Genomic DNA, 19,787 nt, shown 5'->3' with positions numbered 1-19,787 from the left:
TGCCCCGGGTTAGCAAAGCGCAGATGCCGGTACAGGCCTTCGTCGTGCAGGACCGTCATCCGGTGCGATGTCGGGTCGGTGGCGAAAGTTGATTTCGGATCGAGCTAGGTTCCACGGACTTTATGTGGGCGGAGGTATGCGACGCGCTCCCCCGGAGGGCCTGCTACAGCCCCAGCTGCTCCGGGAATAGACCTGGCACCGGCCAGACATCGGGGCGTTCAATGTCCAGATCATCGATGGTCAGGTCGGGGATTGTCAGGCTCAATTGCTTGAGGATGCCATGAGTTGCAAATTCTTTGATCTGCTCGCGAGCATCAGCATCGTTGGCCACATTCAGTTTTATTTCCGTTGGGTGGCCCTTGATTGTCAAAGGTAGCCAGCGATGCCCAGGTGTACCCCCACCTATGACGACGCTGGTGCTCAGGTTTCTGAATTCATTTGCGCCAGCATCCCTTATGGCCTTCTCTGTAACTGCCAGGATGTCGCCGTCTTCTGGCGGCTTGTAGTAGCGGAAAACCTCCAGTAACAGGTCTGTGGGGTCGGGATCCGTTAGCTCGCCTGGGGAAGCTGCTCGGGCCCGAAATCCCTTCTTCCGAACAGCATCGGTGGCGAGTCGACGCGCTGATTCGGATTTGAAAGCATAAAGAACCGACCTTGTTCCCTTCGGTCTCCACTTCAAGAGCTCCTGTAATGGCATTACGTGAACCCTGAGTCCCCGACGTGATTCAATAAAATTCGCCGCCGCTTCTGAGTAGCCCATCGTGGTGACAAGCCATCCCGCTTCAGCGCCTACGTCCTGGACCATACTGGCGAAGGTCCCGACCGCGTTAACATCCAGGGCCTTGGCATAGTTCTTACAGTCGATGATGAGCTTCGTACGGTTGATGCCAAACTGGTGGCCCTCCACCAAGACATCTATTTGGCGACGATTATTCGACTGGTGACCTTGCAGGTACACGTCACGGGAGACTGTGGCCCGGCCTCTCACGAGAAACTCGACGACATCCGCTATGCCATTTTCGTAGTCCCGGTAATCCTTCGCCATGCCCTCACAATAGCGGCAAAAGGCGCAGGGAAAGGCAATGGTTGAGTCCCCGAGTAGGAGTCCAGTGTTTGTGTGAGTTTTGTGTCCGAGAATGGACACAGGAGGAAATTCACGAATCATGGCACGCAGACACACCTCCGAGCAGGTCATCGCCAAAGTCCGGCAAGGCCAGAATGCTCAATGACGGACGCCCGATTGTCGAGGTCGTTAAGGAGCTCCAGGTCACCGAAGCGACCTGGTACCGCTGGCTGAACCAGTACGGGTCCGAGAAGAACGCCGAGGCGTCCAAACGGACCATGGAGCTGGAGAAGGAGAACGCCAGGCTCAAGCGACTGCTGGCCGAGAAGGAATTGGCCATCGACATCCTCAACGAGGTGGCCAAGGGAAAATTCTGAGCCCCGAACCACGCCGCCGTGCCGTGCGCATGGCGGTGGAGAAGTTCGGGGCTTCCGAACGCTTCACCTGTAACGTCCTGGGCCAGAACCGGTCGGGCGTTCCGCAAGGAGAAACCCGACATAGCTCTCGAGGAAGCCCCGCTCCGCGCGGCCTTGCGCGCCGTCGCCGGGCAGCACCCGGTCTGGGGCTGGCGGAAAGCCCGCTGGCACCTGCTCTGGCCCAACCTGAGTGGGACGGCGTGGCGCTGAACGGGAAACGGGTGCGCCGGCTCTGGCGCGACGAAGGCCTGGTCTGCAAAGCCAAGGCGCGGAAGAAACGCCGCACCGGGCCCGGCGCCGGGGAACCCAAACGCCTCACAGCCGAGTACCCGATGCACGTGGTCAGTTTCGACGTCCAGTCCGACGTGACTTCCTGCGGCCGGCATAGCCGGTTCTTCAACGTCATCGACGAATACACGCGCACCGCGCTGGCCATCATCCCTCGCCGATCTTTCAAAGCTGCTGACGTGGTCGCGGTGCTGGAGAACATCATCGCTAAAACCGGCACCGCCCCGGCCTACTTCGGTTGCGACAACGGGCCGGAATGCACCGCCGCGGCATTGATCGACTGGTGCAACACCGCCGGCGATGAAACCGCCTTCATCGACCCGGGATCACCCTGGCAGAACGGCTTCATCGAATCCTTCAACGCCCAATTCAGAAGGGAACAACTCTCCGGAGAAATCATGGACATCATGGCCGAAGCGAAGTATTTGGCCGAGGAATGGAAAGCTATCTACAATCATGAACGGCCCCACGGATCCCTGTACGGCATGACGCCGAAACGCTACTGGGAAACCTAGACGCAAGAAAACCAATCAGCTATCGCATAGACGCTGGACTGCCACCGCGGGCCCAACCACTCCCTCTATTGCTACGACGGTATGACACCGTCGTCCTAACAACCTGTCTCACAAAACTATAAGACCGCACGGGCGCGAATCCGGGTGCCGAGCGTGGTGCCAAATCGGTCGCATCAGGAGTGGCCATGAACAAAGTGCAATTAACTAACCACGTGGAAACATCAGCACGGCGGTCCTAGTCCACGAAGTAGGCGTACGTCTTCTGCTGGGAATCCAGGATCTCATCCGAAGCGACGCCCACCTCAAGCGCGAGTTCGACCGACCCTATGAGCGCGACCTCCACGTCCGGCGAGAAAGCTCGTTCGAGCAGCTCGACATAGTCAAACATGGTCTGGTCCAGCTGCTCGATGAGCGCCTGGTACTCTGCAGTAAGATGTTCGTCTATCACACGCTGCTCGCTGAGGTACTGCTCGATCAGTGCCACCTCTCGATTCGAAAGCGACGCTGCGGCGGCCTGATACATCACCATCCCCACCATGTTGCCGATCACGGCGCCCAGCACCGGGATCGAGATGCGCGCCTGGCCGACGAACGAGGACAGCGCGCTGCACGCAACCTCTAGTGCGACGAACTCCGAGTTCTCGATGAACTCCAGTTCGTGGATCTCTCCGCGGCGGAGCATGTTGGCCTGCTCGGCGATCCCGAAGGCGGCAGTGACGATCGAGCTGGCCACGGCTGCGGACGTGGCGGTGAAGTTCGTGAGCGCGTAGATGCTGGTGCCTCGTATGCCGCCGTTGACAACACCGAAACCGGTATCACCAGCGATGTCGATCCAGTCGCCGCCAGTGAACTCCTTGAGGTTCTTGCCCGCGCGGCGCTTCGCGATCACGGTCAGGACGAACGACGTCCCGCCCTCGACGGCGGCAGCGACGATTGTGGCCTTGGTGCCTTCCCTCAGCGTCGGCTGGCTCGCCTAGTAGGCGTCGTTTCGTCGCGACTGATCGGTCGAGCGGAGCGAGTTGTTCTCACCCACGAGCGTCGCTGCGTATGCGTCGCGCTGCACCTCGTGGTACTTGAGGTGCGAGGCCTCGATCGATTCGATGCCCACCGAGCCTTCATCGAAGAAAGCCCTGACGGACTTCCAGTCCGTGTGCGATGGGCCATCGCCGCTCCGCGTCAGGAACTTGCCCGCCTCTTCGGGCGACATGGCGTGCAGCTTCTGGATGACCTCGAAATGGTCACCGGGGATCTGGTAGCGCCCACCGTTCTTGACGAAATCAGGGTATCGCCGAAGATGCTCCGCGATTGCGGCGAGGCCAAACCGGCCCTCGGCCGCATAGAACTTCTGTTGGATCGCCATGCCGTCGCGCACCAAGTCCATTGGGCCGTTGTTGTTCACCCACCGGTAGGCGGCCTGCTGTCCGAGGATCTGGCTTCGCGCCTGACGGTGTTCCTGGCCGGTCCCAGCCGGCGCGCAATGGTCTTGATCCCCAGATGCTCGCTACGGTGCAGCCAGCGTATCTCGGCCCAATCTTCCATGATGATCATCCACAATTCAACCCGGGGGCAAAATTCAAACGGTAACGGTATTATGGGGCCAGTTTTCCGAAAGCAACGACAGATGGCCGGTCTAACTCTTGGCGGCCGCCTGATCCAGCAACCGGGTGCGGGATTCGGGCCGGGCGGCAAGGTCGATGCAGGTCCAGGCCATGGCTAGGGCTCCGTCCCGGATCGCTTTGTCGCCGGCCGGTGCGGCGGCTGCTTCGGCGAAGGCCTGGTTGTGGATGGGAGGGCATCCGTCACCGAGGCTGATCATGGGATGGATGGTGGGGAAGTGATGGGAGACATTGGCCATGTCGGTGGATCCGCCGCGGCGGCTGGCCGGGTTCATGTGGCGGCCGAGGGCAGCGCTGTTGCTTCCGAAGAGCTCCGCTATCGCTGTATCGGTGCGGAATTCGGCGTAGGCGGGGCCGTCCTGGACGACCTCAAGCCGGGCGCCGGCGGCGAGCGCGCCGGCCTCTAGACAACGGTTGAGGACGGTGGTGGCCCGGGCCAGGGATTCGACGTCGTGCGCGCGCACCATCCATTGCCCTGTTGCCAGTTCCGGGATGACGTTGGGCGCGGTTCCGGCGCTGTCAACGAAGCCGTGGATCTGCTGTCCCGGTTCCAGTTGCTGGCGCGCCAGGCCAATCGCGGTCAGCGCGACGGTTATTGCGTCCAGTGCGTTAATGCCGTCCCAGGGGTGAGCGGAGGCGTGGGCACTGCGGCCGTGGAAGGTGACCCTGTAGCCGGCGCAGGCGTAGGGCAGCATCTCAACTTCGTCCACGTCGCCGGGATGGACCATCATGGCCGCGTGAGTTCCGTCGAAGTCACCCTGCTCCAGCATGAGGACTTTGCCCCCACCGGTTTCTTCCGCCGGCGTGCCGAGCAGCCGGAGCGTGACGTCCAGCCGGTCGGCCATGGGTGCCAGTGCAGTAAAGGCACCCAGGGCTGCCGCCGCGATGATGTTGTGGCCGCAGGCATGCCCGATCCCGGGCAGGGCGTCGTATTCGGCGCAAATGGTCAGCACCAGATCACCGGTTCCGACCTCCGCCTTAAGGGCGGTGGGAAGCTGTCCCAGCCCGACCTCGACCCGAGTCCCCGGTACCTTCGTCAGTTCCTCGGCCAGCCACCGGACAGCCTGGTGTTCCCCAAACCCAAGTTCGGGGTGTTGGTGGAGCAGGTGGCTGAAGGCGAGGACGCCAGGAAGGTTCTCCTGCAGGGTGGATTCGGCGTCGTTCTTGAGGTTCTCGGCTGTTCCGCTGGTCACTGTGGCCGGCCTTTCGGTTAATTGTCGTTTTGTCAGATCACCTTGGCGAGGAACGACTTCGTCCGCTCATGCTGGGGGTTCGTCAGGACGTCCTGCGGGTCGCCCTGCTCCACGATAACGCCGTTATCCATGAACACGACGACGTCGCCCACTTCGCGGGCAAATCCCATCTCGTGGGTGACGACAATCATTGTCATCCCGTCCCGGGCCAGTTGTTTCATCACGTCGAGGACTTCTCCGACGAGTTCGGGGTCCAGTGCCGACGTGGGCTCGTCAAAGAGCATGACTTCAGGTTTCATGGACAGGGCCCGGGCGATTGCCACGCGCTGTTGCTGGCCGCCGGAGAGCTGGGAGGGGTAGTTGTCCATTTTGTCTGCGAGGCCGACTTTGCGCAGCAGCTCCCTGGCGTGGGCTTCGGCGTCCTTTTTGGACATTTTCAGCAGCTTGATGGGGCCGAACATGACGTTTTCCTTTGCCGTCATGTGTCCGAAGAGATTGAAGGACTGGAAGACCATGCCGATCTTGGATCGGCGTTTGTTGATCTCCGGCTGGGATGCCTCCTGGAGTTGGTCGCCGCGGACGTCGTAGCCGATCATTCGGCCGCCGATCGTGATGGCACCCGAGGTGGTCATCTCCAGATGGTTCACGCAGCGCAGCAGGGTTGACTTCCCCGACCCGGAGGGTCCGATCAGGCAGACCACCTGTTGCTTCGCCACGGTTAGGTTGATTCCCTTGAGGACCTCGACGTGCCCGAAGTTCTTGTGCACGTTGAAGAATTTTACATCCGACATCAGCGCTGGGCCTTTCCAAGCAGGAGGGCGTTGCCCTTGGAGTACTTCTTTTCCAGGCGGGTCTGCGCCAGGGTCAGGATGGAGGTCAGCAGGATGTACCAGATGCTGGCGACGATCAACAGGGGGATTTGTTGCAGGTTCTGCGCGTAGATCTGCTGCGTGTTGTACAGCAGATCCCCGACCCCTATCACAATGACCAGCGAGGTGGTTTTCAGCATGGAAATGACCTCGTTGCCCACCGGGGGGATGATCACTTTCATGGCCTGCGGAATGACGACGAAACGCAGGGTATGCAACTGGCTGAAGCCCATGGAACGTGAGGCCTCCGACTGGCCCGCCGGGACGCTGAGCAGCCCGGCCCGCACAATCTCGGCCATGTAGGCGCCCTCATTCAGACCAAGGCCCAGGATTGCGGCACCGAACAGCGAAATAACGTCGTTGGTGTTCCACTCAACGAAGGTGGGTCCCCAGGGGATGCCCAGTCCAATTTTCGGGAACAGGACGGCGGAAAAGCCCCAAAACAGCAGCTGGACCAGGAGCGGCGTTCCGCGGAAGAACCATATGTAAGCCCCGGAGACTCCGCGCAGCAGCCAGTTGTCGGACATCCGCATTACCGCTACAACCAGTCCGACGACGAAGCCTATGGCCATGGCGATAACGGTCAGTTCCAGCGTGATCAGCAGACCGCCGAGGATCCGGGTGTCCAGGAAGTACTTTCCCACCGTGACCCAGCCGAATCCCGGGTTGGTTATCAGTGTCCACACGCCGTAGACGATGGCAAACAGCACGACGACGACGGCGATGACCTGGCCGGGCCGACGGCGGCGAAGCACCGGTTTGGTGGTCAGCGCCAGATAGTCGTGGCCGATGTCCGGTTGGCTGAGCAATCCGCGGTCGCTCATTTAGCCCTCCACGGTGGGATTGATCTCCGCCGTTTTTACGGCCGACGGCGTCAGATTCCATGCGGCCATGATCTTGCCGTAGGTGCCGTCATCGATCAGGGACTGGATCGCAGCCTGGAACGCTTTGGCCAGCTCGCCGTCGCCCTTCGCCATAGCGACACCGGCCAGCGACGGCTCGACCAGGATCGAATCGATCTGGGCGAACGCCTCCGGCTGGACCTGGGAGTAGTAGGCGGTGAGGGCGTTGTCCGCCAGCATCGCCTGAGCACGGTTCGAGGCGATGGACTGGTTCGCGCTGTCCTGCTGGGGCAGCAACAGCGGGCTGATGGCCGGCTTACCGGCGTCGGTGCACTGCTTTTCGAAATTGGGCAGGACATTCAGGGCCTGCGTTGTCCCTGTTTGCGCGGTCACCGTCTTGCCGCACAGGTCGAGGACATTGTGGTAGCTTCCCTCGTTGCCCTTCTTCACCATCACCGACGTTCCGCCTTGCATGAAGCTGACCATGTCCACCACGGCTGTTCGCGCAGGAGTGATGGAGAAGGCCGCCCAGGAGGCGTCATAGCGCTTGGACTGGAGCCCGGCCAGGATGCCGTTAAAGTCGCCCTTGGTGATGTCGATTTTGATACCCATCTTGTTGGCCACTGCCAGTGCCATGTCCGGTTCCAGGCCGATGATCTTGCCGGTGTTGTCGGTGAAGTCGATCGGGGCGTAGGTCGGGTCCGTCACCAGCTGCATACTGCCCTTGCTCTTCACGTCGGCTGGCATTAGGTCCTGGACCTTTGTGTCGGGCTTCACCGCTTGCGCGGCTTGGTTTCCGCCCTCCCCCAGGGCCGGCTTCGACGTCCCGGACGCATCGACCGCTGGAGCCGGCGTCTCGTTGTTGGTACAGCCTGTAGAGGCAGCGATCAGCAGTGCAGAGACCGCCAACAGGCAGGATTTGGTGAAGATGGTGCTCTTGGTCATCGTGTCTCCAGAGGACGGAAGTAGGGCTTGTGTAAATAATATGTGTAACTTATTATTTGTGTGACAGGCAACACTGTCAAGAGGTAATTCGGATATGTCCGGTGGTCGAATATTTCCGGTGGAAGAGGGGAACTGTGGAGACGAATATCCGGAAACGCACGCACGCCGTGACGGAAGAGGCCATTGCCGAGCGCCGAGAAGCCATCGTCGCCCACGCCGCCGGCATCATCGGCCAAGCGGGTGTGGACGGCTGTTCGTTTGGAGCGGTCTCGGATGCCACTGGATTCAGCATTGGCATGATCCAGCACTACTTCCGCACGCGGGAACGCCTAGTGCTTGCCACCGTCGAATTCAGAACCAACGCGTCGGTTCAGGAATGGCAGGGCCTGTATTCGGAAGGAACCAACGCCGTTGAGCGGCTCCACGATCTGCTGACCTTCGCCGTCGAGGGTGAAGCCACCTTCGAGGAGGCATGGGGCTTCTGGGTGGAGGTCTACAGCGCCGCCCACAAGGATGAAAATATCCGCCGACATGTGGCCAACGCGCTGCTGGCATGGCGAGGCATTTTTGTGCAGACCTTGAAGGAAGCGATATCCGAAGACCTGATCCACCCCTTCCACGATGCCGATGCACTGGCCACACTGCTTTTGGCCGTGATCGACGGACTGGCCATCCAGACCCTGAACGGCATCTACGACCACAGCCCGCAAAAGATGATCCGAACACTGCAGCTCTTCGCCGCGCACGAATTCGGCATTGACGTAGCCGACTTCGTGGACCGCAGGCAAAGCAGCCTGCCTTCCACGCGGTAAGGGGCCCTTCACCGCACTCTGTTGCCGCCGTCACCCCCTGCCCCCCCGAACTAACGTTGCACCGCTCAAACCATTGGAAGGACGCCATGACCATCACCACCGATTCCCTGCACACGGCCCGCTTCGCGGACCGGGCCGACGGATACCACCCCTCGCCGGTCCGTGAAGTCTTTGAGGTTTCCATGCAACCCAATATGATCTCCTTGGCCGGCGGCAACCCGGACCTCAGCGGCCTGCCGTTGGACCGGATAGCGGACATGGCCCAGCGCATCATCAAAGACCGCGGCGAGGAGGCCTTACAGTACGGTTCCGGGGCCGGAACCCCGGAATTGCAGGAACTGATTTGCGAGATCATGGCTCTGGAAGGTATTTCTGCCCTGCCGGAGAACGTGCAGATCACCTCCGGCTCCCAGATGGCACTGGAGCTGGTGACTAAGCTCTTTTGCAACCCCCACGACGTGATCCTGGCCGAGGGCCCCACCTATGTTGGAGCGTTGGGCACCTTTGAAGGTCTCCAGGCCGACGTCGTACAGGTAGCCATCGACGAGAAGGGACTCATCCCGTCGGAGCTTCAGGACGCGATCAGAGCGCTCAAGGCACAAAGCAGAACGATTAAGTTTCTCTACACCATCCCGAATTTCAACAATCCCTCCGGCATTAGCCTGACCCCAGAGCGTCGCCAGGAGATCGTCGACATCTGTCGCACCGAGGGAATCGCCATCGTGGAGGACAACCCCTACGGGCTCCTGAGCTTCGACGGCTCCGCTCGAGCTGCCCTGCATTCTCTGGACCCCGACAACGTCTTCTATCTGGGATCGTTTTCCAAGATTTTCTCCCCCGGCTTGCGGATCGGCTGGGTACTCGCACCCACAGAGGTGCGCAAACGTCTTCAACTCGCCGCTGAAGCCACCACTATTTGCCCTTCGGTGCTCAGCCAGATGCTGGTGGAGAGCTACGTCTCAGGGTTCGATTGGCGTGCCCACGTCCGCGACGCTTGCACCACTTACGCCCGCAGATGCGATGCAGTGATGGAGGCCCTGGAACTGCATATGCCGGAAGGGACAACCTGGACCAGGCCAACGGGCGGGTTCTTCACCTGGATCACCCTGCCTGCCGGGCGGTCGGTGGACGCGCTGCTGCAGCCGGCCATCGACGGCGGAGTGGTCTTCGTCCCCGGCAGCGCCTTCTTTGCCGAACCGGCCGGTGCCAACCAGCTGCGAGTGGCCTTCTCCTTCGAAACGGAGGAAGCGCTCGTGGAGGGTGTCCGCCGGCTCGGTGCTGCGGTAGCGGCATTGCCGGGCTGAGCCACGCCCTTTGGACGCACTTTCAGGATGGGCCGTCAGATACCAAGCGATCGAGCGATTTCTCGTAGCGCTCGCGGAGGATACTTGTGTGAATCCAGCTGTCCAGATGCAGGACGGACTTCAAATTCCTGATCGAATGCACAATCTGGTTGTAGGCGCTTTGGGAGTCCACGGCTATGGTTACTACCAAGGAGTAACGGCCAACGGTGCGTGCCACGAATTCAACGCCATCTATGCCGGAGAGCAGTTCGATCACCTCGCTGGCATCCCCAGAAAGAGTCACGCCGCTGCCGAAAATGATCGATTCGAATCCATCGCTCCGGCTGGCGATCGCGCCAACCCGCATGATGTTAGTGTCGATGAGCCGCAGCACTCGGGTTCGACAGGCACTCATCGACAGCCCGACAGAAGCAGCGATTTCGGCGAATCCGGACCGGCCGTCGCGCTGCAGAATCGTCATGATGTCGATGTCCGTTCCATCCAGCGACAATCCATCGACAGCCGGTTCCTCGCCGAGAAACAAGCTCCGGATGATGTGCTCGTACACGAGGACGTTCACTTCGACGACGTCCGGCAGTGACCTGATTTTGGCAACCACCTCGTAGAGTTCGCCCATGGTGGCCATCCGGACTTCAATGACGATCTGGTATGGACCGGTGGTCTCCGAGACGTAGACGGCGGAATCCAACGCGTCAATGCTCCGCAGAGTCTCTCCGGCGTCGCTGGAGACCTTGACCGCGAGGTGCCCCAACACGGACAGCCCTAGGACGCGTGGGTGAACCGCCGCGACCACCCTGACCTGGCCGGAGTTGATGAGGTAGTTGACGCGGACCGCAACCGCCGCTCTACTGCTGCCGACAGACTTAGCCAGATCGCTAAACGATGCACGTCCATCCTTCTGCAACTGACGCAACAAGGACTGATCTAATTCATTCACCTCCCCTTTATATCAGCAGCATCGTCCCACAGAAACAGATTTTTGTTTCAGCAGGATTCTTACAATATTTCTGACACCTCGTGACGTCTAAATGAGCTGTATTTAGTGTTGGTTGGCAGTTATACAGTTTTTATGTTGACATCCCGTGTTTCGTGTCACACCATTGGAAGGACTACCCGGCAGCCTTGGCCTCCTGAGCATGGCGCGCTTCCCACTTTCCAGGAGAAACAAATGAAGAAGGTCCTCAAGTTCGCCGTTGTGGCTTCCATTGGCGCCATGGCACTCGCCGGCTGTTCTGCCGCAGACAGCTCCGCAGGCGGCTCATCGGCTGGTGCCAACAGCAAGACCCCGAAGGATTTGGTCAACGCCGGCCAGGTGACGCTGTGCATCGACCCTGAGTACCCGCCGCTTGAGTACTACGCTGACGGCTCCGGCGGCGACATTATCGGCTTCGACGCGGATGCTGGCCGGGCCTTGGCCGACTACTGGGGAGTCAAGATCAAGTATGAGGTGACATCATTCGACGGGCTTATGCCCGGGCTGCAGAGCCGCCGCTGCGACATGATCCTCGGTGGCCTGTACACCAGCGCGGCCCGTCTCCAGGTTGCCGATGCCGCGCCCATCATGAACGCCGGTCCGGCAGCATTGGCAGCGCCGGGGCTCGTCGGAGATCTCAAGACCAAGCTTGATCTGTGCGGACGCAAGGTAGTGGCCCAGGCGGCCTCCAGCAACGCCGCCTCGGTAACGGCCTTGGGTGATGAGTGCAAGAAGGCCGGCAAGGCCGCGCCTACACTGTCCGAATACCCGAAAACGTCTGACACGGTGCTGGCAGTCCTGAACGGCAAAGCCGACGTCTTGGTCGAAACCAACGTGGCCGCCGCTTACATGGTCACCCAAAACAAGGGACGGTTGGAAGTCGCCAACAAGGTCTTTGATCCCGACACGACCTTTGGCGTTTTCAGTAAGAAAGGAGGTGCCTTGAGCCCCGCGATCGCCACGGCGTTCAAGGCCATGCACGACGACGGTACGCTCGCGAAGATCGCGACCAAATACAACCTGGATCCGACCATCCTGGATGTTAAGTAGCATCATGCGACCTGCCGAATTCAGTGGGCCAGCGCCCACGACCCTCAAGAGAGTACTGAGCTAATGCTTTTTGATCCCGATATCTTCTTTGCGCAGCTAGTCAGCACGGACTATATGAAGGGCGCCGCACTTTCGGTCGCGGTAGCGGTCTTTTCCCTGATTCTGGCAACCGTCATCGGCTTCTTCATGGCCATCGGCCGCACGTCCCGGCGGACTTACCTACAGGCGCCTGCGCATTTCTACGTGTGGTTCTTCCGGGCAATCCCGGCCCTTCTGGTCCTGCTGATCATGTGGAACGCCCTGCCGCAGCTCATCCCGGCGCTGCGGGCGGACTGGTTCTCCCCCTTCCTGGCCGCCTCGGTCGGGTTGGGATTGGTGGAAGCTGCCTTCATGTCCGAGATTATTCGCTCAGCGTTGCTAAGTGTCGACGAGGGACAGGGGCTCGCCGGCCGGGCACTGGGCATGTCGCCGGCCAAGGTCATGCTCAAGGTCGTCCTGCCGCAGGCCATCCGAATCGCGCTCCCGCCCACCGGCAACGAGTTCATTGGGCTGGTCAAGTACTCCTCGCTCGCATCCGTTATTTCGCTTCGCGAACTGCTGACAACAGCCCAGGTAGGCGTGAACATCACGTTCCGCTACGCGGAGTACTACGCCGCAGCCATCATCTACTACCTCGTCATCGTGTCCGTATTGTCCATCCTGCAGAGCTTTGTCGAGAAGAAGTTCGCTTGGACGTCCAAGACAGCAAAGTCTAAGAAGGGCATGGACGTCGTCAACACTAAGGTAGGCATCTCGTGAGGACCGTCATCGAATCCGCCCAGGAGCAATCCATGACCAAACTGCCCATCCTTCAGGTGAAGGATCTGCATAAGACCTACAACGGAAACGCCGTGCTCACGGGCGTCGAGTTCGAGGTCGAAAAAGGCCAGGTGAAGGCGGTTCTGGGACCTTCCGGGTCGGGAAAGTCGACTATGCTCCGCCTGATGGCCTTGTTGGAACCGGCCGACTCCGGCGAAATCCTGCTCAAGGGAACCCGGATCGGTAGCAGGGAGCACAAGGGCCATACTCTACACTTGCCGGAACGCCAGCTTGCCGCCCAGCGACAGGAAGTCGGGATGGTGTTTCAGCGGTTCAACCTGTTCCCCCACCTGACCGCCGTCCGCAACGTGATGCTCGGTCTAACCAGCGTCAAAGGGATCGCACACCACGAGGCGCGCTCGCAGGCCATGGACATGCTAAAAAAGGTCGGTCTTGAAAACCGGGCCACCCACTTCCCCTCGGAGCTTTCCGGTGGCCAACAGCAACGCGTCGCGATCGCTCGGGCCCTAGTCCTAAACCCGTCGGTCATGCTCTTCGACGAACCAACGTCAGCCCTCGACCCCGAACTGGTCGGCGAAGTGCTCGAAGTCATGGAACGACTGGCGGAAACCGGGATGACCATGATCGTTGTGACGCATGAAGTCCGCTTTGCACGCCGTGTGGCCAACGAAGTGACCTTGTTCGACGGCGGCGTCATCGTGGAGCAGGCCGAGCCCGAACAATTCTTTACCAATCCTCAGCACGAACGAACAAGGAAGTTCCTCAGCCATGTCCGCTAACACCGACCTCACCGCGCCCCAGAAAATGCTTCGCGCGGTCTACACGGACATGGACGACATCGAATTCTCAGCCGGAACCCAGCTGCTGCAGAACGCAGGCTTCACGGTGGACTACCTGCAAACCCAGGATTCCGACCGCATCGTGGCGCAGGCACACGACGCCACAGCTTTACTCGTTGGTTACGCCCAGGTCACGGCCGGCATGATGGACAAGATGCCGTCGCTGCGCATCATTGCGCTGCTGTCCATGGGCTTTAACAATATCGACCTGGATGCAGCACGGGAACGCCGCATCTGGGTTACCAATATCCCAGGTGCGGCAACCGAGGAAGTGGCCGCCCACGCGCTCGCGCTGACGCTGGCGCTCACCCGCGGGCTGCCGTTCTACGGCGCCAGCGTGCGGGCCGGCACTTGGAATGTCCGGGACACTGTGATTCCGCCCCGACTAAGCCAGACGAGCCTCGGCATCCTGGGCCTGGGCCGCATCGGCACCCGGTTCGCAGAAATGGCTGCACCTGTGTTTGGCGAAGTCATCGGATATGACCCCGTCCTGCCGGATACGCAAGCGACGCGGGACCGCCTCAGGGCCGTCGGCATCCGGCGCACCACCCTAGAAGAGGTCCGCGACAACGCCACTGTACTGTCCTTGCACATGCCGCTGACCCACGAGACCGAAGACATGATCAACGCGGACTTCTTGGCAAAGATGAACCGGGGATCATATCTGGTCAACGTAAGCCGCGGCGCCCTGGTGAATTCGGCGGCTGTGAGGTTGGCCGTGGACTCCGGACACCTGGCCGGAGCCGGGCTGGACGTTCTGGATGTGGAACCCCCCACTGACGAACACCCGTTGCTTGGCCACCCCCGCATCCTGGTGACGCCGCACATGGCCTACCTTTCCGACTTCACCGAAACGGAATACGTCCGCCAACAGGCGCAAAATGTCGCGTCCTGGCTGGCCTCCGGACAACCCGAATCCCCGGTTGTTGAGCTCAACTAGCCCGACTAACCGCCCCCAATGATCCATGGGAGAAGACCTTGCGTAAGTTGACCACCTTTGAAAGCCGCCCGTTCGGGCACCGTCCTACCCTTGTTACCGCGAAAACCATTCACACCATGGATCGCACCCGGCCCACGGCCGAGGCTTTCCTCCTCGTCGGCCCAGAGGTTGCTGCCGTCGGAACCATGGCCGAATGCCGCGCGGTAGCCGCGGGCCTCAGCAACTTGGAGCCGGACGTCCGCGACTTCGGTCGTGTCACGATCGTCCCGGGGTTCATCGACGCCCACGCTCACCCCCTGATGCTCGGTCAGATGATGAGCTGGGTAGATTGCGGACCGGCCAAAGCCGCAAACATTCCCGAGATCGTGGCGCTGCTCAAAGAAGCGGCCGAAGGCATCCCCAATGGGCTGCCCGTGCGTGGCTATGGCTATGAGCACCGCAACCTGGCGGAGGGTCGGCACCCTACCCGCTTTGAGCTAGACAGCGTGGCCGCCGACCGCGAGGTCTATCTGATGAATGCATCCGGCCATGGCGGTGTTGTCAACTCCTTCACGTTTGAGCTGCACGGTATCACCAGTGAAACACCCAATCCCCAGGGCGGCGAATTCTTCCGCGATGCCTCCGACCAACTGACCGGTGAGCTCTCCGACGCTGCGTGCAATATCCTGACGGGCCTGGAAGGCGTAAAGATCGGCCACCACGGCCCCAACTTCCATCTGGCCGACGCACCCGAGGAGCACCTGCGCCAGCTCGGCGTGGCTCAGGAGAACTTCCTGGCTGGTGGTGTCACCAGCATCGGCGACGCTCAGGTCTCCCGCCGTGAATTCGACATGTACTTGCAAATGGCAGACAAGAACCAGCTCAAGGTCCGTGTGTGCATGTACCTGCTCTCGCATTTGCTCGACGACGCCCTGGACATGGGTCTGCACGGCCAGTTCGGAAACGCCCGGCTCAGCTTTGCCGGCATTAAGTTCTATGCGGACGGCACGCTTGGGGGCTGGACGGCCTACTTCCCGGACGGCTACGTGGGCGACCCGTGCCGCACCGGCCAGCTCTACCATGAGCCCGCGGCGTACAAGGAGCTCATCCGCAAGGCACACGCCGTAGGACTCCAGACGGCAACCCATGCCCAGTCGCCCACCGCCTTGGAAATGGTCATTGACGCGATCGAGTCCGCCCTGGCCGAGCGTCCGGACGCGGATGCCCGACACCGCATCGAACACTGTGGCCTGCCCACCCCCGAACAGATTCAGCGCATGGCCGCCGCTGGCATCTACCCGGTCAACCAACCACAGCACTACTACAACTGGGGAGAAGGCGTGCAGCAGGCCATCGGCACCCCGGGCGAGCGGTTCAATCCACTGGGCGAATTTGTTGAGGCTGGCGTTCCGGTCACCATCAGTTCGGATGCGCCCGTTGCGGATCCCCGCCCGCTGGAAGCCATCCAGGCGGCTGTGACCCGGGTGACCCGCAACGGACATCGCCTCGGTGCAGACAACTTATGCATCACGGCGCGGATCGCGCTGGAAGCCCATACGATTAACGCCGCCAAAGTGCTGGGCCGCGAGGACGATCTAGGATCCCTCGCGCTGGGCAAGCGCGCGGATTTCGTCATCCTCGCTAGTGACCCGCTGACGTGCGCCCCGGAACACATCGCAGCCATCAAGGTGCTCGAAACGTGGGTCGATGGTATCTGCCAGTACACCGCGGATGCGACCCCGACCGGGCTCGTGTCCATCCTTGACCACGTGAATTCCTAACAGGAGAATCGCTGTGCAGACCCAAATGACAGACTCCCCATCACCCGCCTCCGCCGCCAGCACGGAAAACAATGCCGGATACTCCATCCTGAAAACGCTCCGGAACTACGGCGTAGACGCAATCTTCGGCATCCCGGGCACCCACAACCTGGAGTTTTACCGCCATTTGGTGCCGCTGGGTATTCGGCCGGTGACCACCCGCCATGAGCAGGGGGCCGGCTACGGCGCCGACGGCTGGGCGCAACAGACCGGCCTGCCCGGCGTCGTCATCACCACCTCCGGTCCCGGACTGCTCAACGCCCTCTCCGCCGCTGGCACCGCTTATTGTGAATCCCGTCCGCTTATCATCCTCTCCCCCGGCGTTCCCGAGGGGGAGGAGTTCGCGGACATCGGATCCCTGCACGAGACGAAAAATTCGACGGCGGCCGCTGGCGCCATCGTCGAGTGGAGCCGTCGGGTACATTCCGCTACGGAAGCCGTGCAGGCCATCCATGATGCCTTCGCCTTGTTCCGCTACGGCCGGCCGCGCCCAGTGCACATCGAAGTACCGCTCAATGTCCTGGAAAGTGCCTCGAACTGCCCAGCGGACCTGCTCGAGGCGAGGCCCGTCAGGCCCGGGCAAATCGCCGACGAGGCCAATCTGCGAACCGCAGCAGAACTCATCCGCAGCGCCGTCCGCCCGGTGATACTGGCCGGCGGTGGTTCCATCCGGGCTGGCGCGGATCTGGCGGCGCTGGCCGAATTGCTGCAGGCACCCTTAGTCACCACGCTCAATGGCAAGGGTGCCCTTCCCGAAAGTCATCCACTCTCGCTGGGCTCTGACATCCGGCTGCCCGCAGCCCAAGAACTCTGCAACGACGCCGATGTTCTGCTCATCATCGGCTCCAAGGTGGGCGAGTCCGAGCTCTGGGGCGGTAGCATCACGCCGGGTGGACCTGTGGTGCGGCTGGACATCCTGGCCTCGCAGGCCCACAAAAACGTGCCATCGGACGTCGCGCTCATTGGTGACGCCGCCGTCGTCGTGCCTCAACTAATCACCGAACTCGGCCGGCTCACCCGCCCGACCGCGGACATCGACGCCGCCCGGGAAACCTTGCGCGGGCAGGCCCGGGCGCTTTCGCCGGTGCTGAGCCGGATCGCCGAAGAAGCCGCGTCGGTGCTTCCAGCCAACACCATTGTGGGCGGCGACTCGTCGCAGATCACCTACCTGGGTACGGCGTCGTTCATTCCCCAAGATCTTCCGCATTCGCTGCTCTACACGCCGGCCTACGCCACCCTCGGTTACGGACTGCCAGCCTCCATCGGCGCCAAAATCGGCGCCCCGGAACGGCCCGTGGTGTGCATCCTCGGCGACGGCGCCCTCATGTTCGCCGTGCAGGAGATGATGACGGCGGTCGAACAGGGCATCGACCTGGTAGTGGTCTGCGTGGACAACGGCGGCTACGCAGAGATCCGCGCAAACGAGGAAGACCGCGGCATTACCCCAGTCGGCGTGGACTTGGTGCAGCCCGACTGGGCCGCCTTGGCCACCGCCTTCGGCGGCACCGGCCACACACTGGACAGCGCGGCGGAATTTGCACCGGCCCTCCGGAAGGCCCTGGACAGCCGCGGCCTTCAACTGCTGCATGTGCCCATCGAGCTCTTCACCGCCACCCCGCCCGAAACCGCGAACTAGGAAAGAAACATGAGCCTTTCAACACCGGACACCGCCCAAAACAGCACCCAGACCGACAGCGCCCTAGCCGGAGCAGCTAAAGCCACCGCCCAGCAGTGGATCGACGACAACATGGACCGGCTCTCCGACTGGCACCGGCACATTTGGGACTTGGCCGAGCCGGCATGGCGCGAGTATCAGTCCGCCCAATGGTATGTGGATCTGCTGCGCGCCGAAGGTTTTGCCGTGGAAGCCGGCAGCGCTGGCATGCCCACCGCTTTCAGCGCCGAATGGTCCCTAGGCACGGAGGGCCCCGTGCTGCTGACCTACGCGGAATATGACGCCGTGCCCGGAAACTGCCAATCCGCCGGCACCGAGCCATCTCCCCGCGAGGGTCTTAGCCCTTACGCCCCGGGCCACACCGACCCGCACTCCGCCCTGGGCATTTCCACCCTTGCGGGACTGTTGGGCACCAAGCATGCCATGGCCGTGCACGGCATCGGCGGAACCCTAAGGTACACCGGTGAACCGGCGGAAAAGGTCCAGGGCTCAAAGGTGGTCCACGGGCTGCGCGGCTACTACGACGATGTAGATGCCATCGTCAGCTTCCACCCCTTCTACATGCTGCCCCTGTGCAACACAGCCCGCTGGGACACCCAATGCGGCAGCTACTACAGCAAGGTATACACCTTTGTCTGCGACGAACCCGAAACCTGGCAACTCAGCGCCAACCCCAACTCCCCGATTCCTGCCTCTCATTCGGCGGCAAGGGCACCGGGCGCCAACGTGGCCCTGATGTCCATGTACACCACCTCACGCATCATGCAGGACGCCATGCTGCCCAGCTTCGGCGGCTGGAGCCTCTCCGACGCTATTTTCACCCATGGCCAGGCCACCGCGGACAACCTTCCCGCCCGGATCGCCCAGATCCAGTACTCCTGGCGCTGCCCCACATTGGAAATGGCCGAGCACGTCCTGACCGTGCTGGACCGCAACGCCGAACATGCCGCCGCCATGGCGCACTGTGGGCTCAGCACCACCTGGGTCGCGCGGAACCGGCCCGGCCGCACCAATCACGTACTGGCTCAGGCGCTCTATACCAATTTGGAGATCGTTGGTGCACCCCAATACGGTCCCGCGGCCATAGCCGCCGCACAGCAAATCCAGCGGACCCTCGGCGTGGAGCCGATGGATAAACCGTTTCTGGACGAATGTGAGCAGCTCATCAGCCCGCAGGATGCAGAGGCCGCCCTGCGGGAGCATCTGGCATCCTGGCAGAAGAACTGGACCAGCGACGACTACGTTGAGATGACGCATTACGCGCCCACCGTACGGTTCTATGTCTCCCGGCCTGCGCTCAAGCCAGCTCCCGGCCAAGGTGCCTACCCCGGCTGGGTCATGAACGCGCTCGGCGGAATCGCCGAAACCATCGATCCAACCATCGAGGTCGCGGGCAAGACCATCGCCGGAACCTTCGTGGATCTGCTGACCACCCCGGAGGTGCTGACAGAGGCCAAGGCCGAATTTGACCGACGCGTGCTGGAAGACCCTATGCCGGTGCTCCTGCCCGCCGATTTCATGCCCCCCACGGAGTTCGCGTGGCCTGATTATTCGGCCGCATCCGACGGCGAACGGGTCTGGTACCCGAAGGCCCCCGGGCACTAACGTCAGTTTGGCGACGGTCGCGAACCCTGGCCGAACCGGTCCTGTTCGCGACCTCCCTGCCATGGCTTGCGCTCCTCAATCTTCCACACCCCACGCCCCTCAGACCCGGATCCGCGAGTAAGAACTTTTTGACAGGGGTGTGTTAAACCGAACAAGTGCCCCTTGAGCTGGGAAAATAGTAGTTGCGAAGCCAAAATTTTCCAGACAGAGAAGGACACCTGTTC

At 61.6% G+C, this 19,787-nt stretch carries 17 protein-coding genes and 2 pseudogenes; 10 read left to right on the top strand and 9 right to left on the bottom strand.

What is annotated here, in order from left to right:
- Positions 1-163: 163 nt before the first annotated feature.
- Complete coding sequence (locus tag QMG52_RS18040) at positions 164-1,045, bottom strand: restriction endonuclease (protein WP_283561813.1); 882 nt, start codon at positions 1,043-1,045, stop codon at positions 164-166.
- Positions 1,046-1,163: 118 nt separating this feature from the next.
- Between QMG52_RS18040 and QMG52_RS18035 the strand changes: the two are divergent.
- A pseudogene (locus QMG52_RS18035) lies at positions 1,164-2,282 on the top strand (IS3 family transposase).
- 235 nt (positions 2,283-2,517) lie between these two features.
- Here the strand turns inward: QMG52_RS18035 and QMG52_RS18030 are convergent.
- From QMG52_RS18030 to QMG52_RS18000, 7 genes and pseudogenes are all read right to left on the bottom strand, one after another.
- Positions 2,518-3,171, bottom strand: a complete 654-nt coding sequence (locus QMG52_RS18030) for a hypothetical protein (RefSeq protein ID WP_283561812.1) — start codon at positions 3,169-3,171, stop codon at positions 2,518-2,520.
- A gap of 84 nt (positions 3,172-3,255) precedes the next feature.
- Positions 3,256-3,681 (bottom strand): hypothetical protein, encoded by a 426-nt coding sequence (locus QMG52_RS18025; RefSeq protein ID WP_283561811.1) that lies wholly within the window; start codon positions 3,679-3,681, stop codon positions 3,256-3,258.
- Positions 3,682-3,692: 11 nt separating this feature from the next.
- Positions 3,693-3,821: pseudogene (locus QMG52_RS18020) on the bottom strand (IS21 family transposase); the annotation flags it as partial.
- Positions 3,822-3,912: 91 nt separating this feature from the next.
- Entirely contained in the window at positions 3,913-5,091 is a 1,179-nt protein-coding gene (locus QMG52_RS18015; protein ID WP_283561810.1) for an amidohydrolase, read from the bottom strand.
- A gap of 32 nt (positions 5,092-5,123) precedes the next feature.
- Positions 5,124-5,882 carry an amino acid ABC transporter ATP-binding protein gene (locus QMG52_RS18010; protein WP_283561809.1) on the bottom strand — a complete coding sequence of 253 codons (759 nt, stop codon included), beginning with the start codon at positions 5,880-5,882 and terminating at the stop codon, positions 5,124-5,126.
- A complete protein-coding gene (locus tag QMG52_RS18005; RefSeq protein ID WP_283561808.1) occupies positions 5,882-6,784 on the bottom strand; it encodes an amino acid ABC transporter permease in 903 nt (300 codons plus the stop codon). Before QMG52_RS18005 ends, QMG52_RS18010 begins: the two co-directional genes overlap by 1 nt.
- Positions 6,785-7,747, bottom strand: coding sequence for an ABC transporter substrate-binding protein (locus QMG52_RS18000; RefSeq protein WP_283561807.1), 963 nt, complete (start codon positions 7,745-7,747; stop codon positions 6,785-6,787).
- Positions 7,748-7,881: 134 nt separating this feature from the next.
- On the opposite strand from QMG52_RS18000, the gene QMG52_RS17995 reads away from it, so the two are divergent.
- Both QMG52_RS17995 and QMG52_RS17990 read left to right on the top strand, forming a co-directional pair.
- Positions 7,882-8,559, top strand: coding sequence for a TetR/AcrR family transcriptional regulator (locus QMG52_RS17995; RefSeq protein ID WP_283561806.1), 678 nt, complete (start codon positions 7,882-7,884; stop codon positions 8,557-8,559).
- Between the two features lie 86 nt (positions 8,560-8,645).
- A complete protein-coding gene (locus QMG52_RS17990; RefSeq protein ID WP_283561805.1) occupies positions 8,646-9,863 on the top strand; it encodes an aminotransferase-like domain-containing protein in 1,218 nt (405 codons plus the stop codon).
- 22 nt (positions 9,864-9,885) lie between these two features.
- Here the strand turns inward: QMG52_RS17990 and QMG52_RS17985 are convergent, their stop codons facing one another.
- A complete protein-coding gene (locus QMG52_RS17985; protein WP_283561804.1) occupies positions 9,886-10,800 on the bottom strand; it encodes an Lrp/AsnC family transcriptional regulator in 915 nt (304 codons plus the stop codon).
- A gap of 231 nt (positions 10,801-11,031) precedes the next feature.
- Between QMG52_RS17985 and QMG52_RS17980 the strand changes: the two genes are divergently transcribed.
- The 7 genes from QMG52_RS17980 (at position 11,032) to QMG52_RS17950 (ending at position 19,563) form a co-directional block, all read left to right on the top strand.
- Positions 11,032-11,886: a transporter substrate-binding domain-containing protein gene (locus QMG52_RS17980; protein WP_283561803.1), complete on the top strand. Its 855-nt coding sequence runs from the start codon at positions 11,032-11,034 to the stop codon at positions 11,884-11,886.
- A 63-nt stretch (positions 11,887-11,949) separates the two neighbouring features.
- The gene (locus QMG52_RS17975; protein ID WP_283561802.1) at positions 11,950-12,684 is read left to right on the top strand and encodes an amino acid ABC transporter permease; all 735 of its coding nucleotides are present in this window, start codon (positions 11,950-11,952) and stop codon (positions 12,682-12,684) included.
- 32 nt (positions 12,685-12,716) lie between these two features.
- Complete coding sequence (locus QMG52_RS17970) at positions 12,717-13,484, top strand: amino acid ABC transporter ATP-binding protein (protein ID WP_283561801.1); 768 nt, start codon at positions 12,717-12,719, stop codon at positions 13,482-13,484.
- Positions 13,474-14,484, top strand: a complete 1,011-nt coding sequence (locus tag QMG52_RS17965; protein ID WP_283561800.1) for a C-terminal binding protein — start codon at positions 13,474-13,476, stop codon at positions 14,482-14,484. The genes QMG52_RS17970 and QMG52_RS17965 overlap by 11 nt, the downstream gene beginning before the upstream one ends.
- 38 nt (positions 14,485-14,522) lie before the next feature.
- Entirely contained in the window at positions 14,523-16,244 is a 1,722-nt protein-coding gene (locus QMG52_RS17960; RefSeq protein ID WP_283561799.1) for an amidohydrolase, read from the top strand.
- Between the two features lie 25 nt (positions 16,245-16,269).
- On the top strand, positions 16,270-17,919 hold the full coding sequence (locus tag QMG52_RS17955) for a thiamine pyrophosphate-binding protein (protein ID WP_283561798.1): 1,650 nt from the start codon (positions 16,270-16,272) through the stop codon (positions 17,917-17,919).
- Positions 17,920-17,928: 9 nt separating this feature from the next.
- Positions 17,929-19,563 carry a zinc-binding metallopeptidase family protein gene (locus QMG52_RS17950; protein ID WP_283561797.1) on the top strand — a complete coding sequence of 545 codons (1,635 nt, stop codon included), beginning with the start codon at positions 17,929-17,931 and terminating at the stop codon, positions 19,561-19,563.
- The last annotated feature ends 224 nt before the right edge of the window (positions 19,564-19,787 follow it).

Origin of the sequence: Paenarthrobacter sp. PH39-S1 (genome assembly GCF_030063245.1) — a bacterium.
Taxonomy (GTDB): domain Bacteria; phylum Actinomycetota; class Actinomycetes; order Actinomycetales; family Micrococcaceae; genus Arthrobacter_M.
Note: the sequence above shows the minus strand (reverse complement) of the source record. Positions and strands in the feature narration are given on the sequence as shown.